Raw genomic sequence first — 2,915 nt, 5'->3', positions numbered from 1 at the left:
GGGGCGGGGGGCCCCCCGGGGGGGGGCGCCGCGTTCTGCCGGGCCGCCTTCCGGGCGGTGCTGCGCCCCGGGGCCCGGGTACCCGGCGCGGGGGGCGGGGACGCGGGACGCGCGGAAAGCGGGGGGAGGGTATCCGCGGACGGTGGAGAAGGGAGGTAGCAGGAAGGACGGAGGGGCAGAACGGGGCGGGGCGGGGATCGCGCGTGATGTGACGGGTAAAGGGAGACCGGGGGGCCGTGCTCTGGTGGGGATAGACAGTTTTCGGCACGGGTTACCGCCCGGCTACTCACCGGCGCAACAACTTGCGGGTAACTCAGGTGTGCGTACTCGTCATCATGTGAGTGTTTCGGGTCTCCGGGGTCTCTCGGCGCCCCCGGACCACGAGGACGACCCCCACGACGGTGAGTACGAGCCCCAGTCCGGCCGCTCCGGCCGGCGCCTTCTCGCCGAGCATCGCCAGCCGGTCGCTGTCCGCCGACGCCAGCTCGACCTGCTTCTTCTGGGTCGCCTCGGTGAACTCCACCCGCTTGCTCTCCAGCAGCACCACGGCGTCCTTCTTCGAGCCGGGCGCGCGCAGCGTCTTCTTCGGGCCGATCGCCGCGTTGATGATGCGGCCGGTGCGCTTGTCCACGACCAGCTCGATGCCGCTGTTGGAGTACCACTCCTCGGCCAGCACCTGGGGCGTCTTCTTCCGGTCCACGAGGATCCCGGGCACCTGGCGCACACCGGTCCTGGTGGGCTCGACCTCGCCCTTGAAGAGGTAGCCGGCGTATCCCTGGATCTTCTTCTCGCCCTCGAAGGAGAGCCGCACCACACCGCCGAGCGTGCTGTCCCACCAGCGGTAGGCGCGCTTCTCGACGTCGAAGGGGAACTTCAGGTACGCCTCCCCGTCGAAGGTCGGGGACTCCTCGCAGCAGTGCACCGGCTCGTTGGTGGTGCGGTCGGTCACCCAGCGCTCCAGCGTCCACTGGAGGGCGTCACGGGGATCCGATGCGGGCAGCGTCTTGTCGTGGTCGACGGACGTGGACACGTCCCAGACGGCGTTGCCGCTCTTCTCGCTGTCGGCCACGTCCCCGCGCACCTGCCGGGTGATCGTGATCGTTTCGTCGTCGACCGTCTCCACCGCACCGGTGTCGAAATAGCTTCCGGTCCCGGTGAACACGGTGGTCGTGTCGGTGTCTATGGGGGTGCGCTTGGCATGCGGCTGGACATACCAGACGAGCAGTGGTGCGAGGACGAGCAGAAAGACCCCCGCCCCCAGCAGAACGAGCGAGAGGGGTGAAGCATTGCGGCGCATCCGGGCACTCCTGGGTCGAAATCTCTTCGCGGAGGTGCACGGGCCCCGGGCCGGTCAGCCCTTGATTGGCGTGAACAGTAGGCAAGGCCTTGACGAGATGTCAATGACCTGTCGACACTGTGTGCCAGCCGGAGGGGCCCGGCTCACGGGGTGGGGATCGCCTCCAGCAAGGAGCTGACCCGACTATGCGCAGATTCATCGCCGCTCTCGCCACCGCACTGGTGGCCGCGGCGCTCGCCACAGGTGCGGCGTTCGGTGTCGTGGCACTGCTCGACGCCACGCCCGACCAGCCCAATACGCCACTGATCAGTTACGACACCGCACCGGCGGCTCCATGACGCGCACGGCCTGGCAGGAGGTGCCCCGGTCCCAACTGGACCGGTTCGCCACCATCGCCCTGTCCGAGGCCCCGGAGCTCGCCCAGACGATCCTGCAGGCGATCCGCCGGGACTACCCCTACCTCCACCTGGTCGAGGACGAGTCCGGGGAGCCGCTGGCCCTGGTCGGCATCCGCCGTGCCATCGAGGGGTTCGTCGACAACCTCACCTCCGGCGCGCACCCCCGGGTGCCGCCGGAGATGTTCCAGGAGTTCGGAAGGGGCGAGGGCCTGGAGGGCCGCAGCCTCGACTCGCTCCAGGCCATCTACCGCTTCGGCGTCCGGCTCACCTGGCGCAGGCTCGCCGAGATCGGCCAGCAGATCGACATCCCGGCGCCCGCCATGTACGAGCTGGCCGAATCGGGATTCGAGTATCTGGACGGACTCGTGGAACAGTCGGTACGGGGCTACGCCGAGGCGGCGGCCCGGCGCGCCAGCGAACGCCTCCGCCTCCAGCGCCAGCTGATCGAGATGCTGCTCATGGAGCACCGCGTCGAATCGACCCGGACCCTGGCCGAGCGGGCCGCCCGCATCGGCTGGGAGCTGCCCGAGACGATCGCGGTGGGCGTCCTCATCCGCCCGGCCCGGGAGGCGGTGGCCCCGGCGGTCGGCCAGGGCATCCTGCTGGAGATGGAGAGCGAGCAGCCGCGCATCGTCATCCCGGATCCCGACACGGCGGGCCGCGCGGAGACCCTGCGCCGGGCCACTGCGGGCTGGTCCGGGGCGATCGGCCCGGCGGTCCCGCTGGCCGCCGCCGCGACCTCGCTGCGCTGGGCGGAGACAGCAGTCCAGTTGATCAAGAAGGACCTGCTGCCGCAGGGCGAGGTGCTGCACTGCACCGAGCGGACGGAGGAGCTGGTGCTGCTCCCGGCCCAGGAGCTGATCGACGCCTCGGCCCGGCGCTGCCTCGCCCCGCTGGAGGGACTCAGCCCGACCCAGTCGCGGCGGCTGGCCGAGACCCTGCTCGCCTGGATCGAGACTCCCGGCGGCGCCCCCGAGGTGGCCGCCCGCCTCGGCGTCCACCCGCAGACGGCCCGCTACCGGCTGCGGCAGATCCGCGAGCTCTGGGGCGACGCCATCGACGAACCCGACCAGCGCTTCGAGATGCTCCTGGTGCTCCGCGCCCAGCGGCTCAGGGGCCGGCTGGCCCCGGCCCGGGACTGAGCCCGGACCCCGGGGGGGGGGGGGGGGGGGGGGGGGGGGGGGGGGGGGGGGGGGGGGGGGGGGGGGGGGGGGGGGGGG

3 protein-coding genes are annotated in these 2,915 nt (G+C 71.7%); 2 read left to right on the top strand and 1 reads right to left on the bottom strand.

Annotated features, from left to right (window positions below; translation table 11 throughout):
- Positions 1 to 313 precede the first annotated feature (313 nt).
- Positions 314 to 1,297 (bottom strand): cell envelope lipid trafficking protein PgfA, encoded by a 984-nt coding sequence (pgfA, locus tag JS521_RS34935; RefSeq protein ID WP_205086881.1) that lies wholly within the window; start codon positions 1,295 to 1,297, stop codon positions 314 to 316.
- 185 nt (positions 1,298 to 1,482) lie between these two features.
- Here pgfA and JS521_RS34930 point away from each other — a divergent pair, with 185 nt between their 5' ends.
- Together JS521_RS34930 and JS521_RS34925 are read left to right on the top strand one after the other, a co-directional pair.
- Entirely contained in the window at positions 1,483 to 1,635 is a 153-nt protein-coding gene (locus JS521_RS34930) for a hypothetical protein (RefSeq protein ID WP_205086880.1), read from the top strand.
- Positions 1,632 to 2,837, top strand: a complete 1,206-nt coding sequence (locus JS521_RS34925; RefSeq protein WP_205086879.1) for a PucR family transcriptional regulator — start codon at positions 1,632 to 1,634, stop codon at positions 2,835 to 2,837. The genes JS521_RS34930 and JS521_RS34925 overlap by 4 nt, the downstream gene beginning before the upstream one ends.
- Positions 2,838 to 2,915 lie beyond the last annotated feature (78 nt).

Source organism: Streptomyces durocortorensis, from assembly GCF_016901035.1.
Lineage (GTDB): Bacteria > Actinomycetota > Actinomycetes > Streptomycetales > Streptomycetaceae > Streptomyces > Streptomyces durocortorensis.
Note: the sequence above shows the minus strand (reverse complement) of the source record. Positions and strands in the feature narration are given on the sequence as shown.

Coding starts and splice junctions, on each gene's coding strand:
- pgfA (WP_205086881.1), bottom strand. CDS start 1,297: ATGCGCCGCAATGCTTCACCCCTCTCGCTCGTTCTGCTGGGGGCGGGG.
- JS521_RS34930 (WP_205086880.1), top strand. CDS start 1,483: ATGCGCAGATTCATCGCCGCTCTCGCCACCGCACTGGTGGCCGCGGCG.
- JS521_RS34925 (WP_205086879.1), top strand. CDS start 1,632: ATGACGCGCACGGCCTGGCAGGAGGTGCCCCGGTCCCAACTGGACCGG.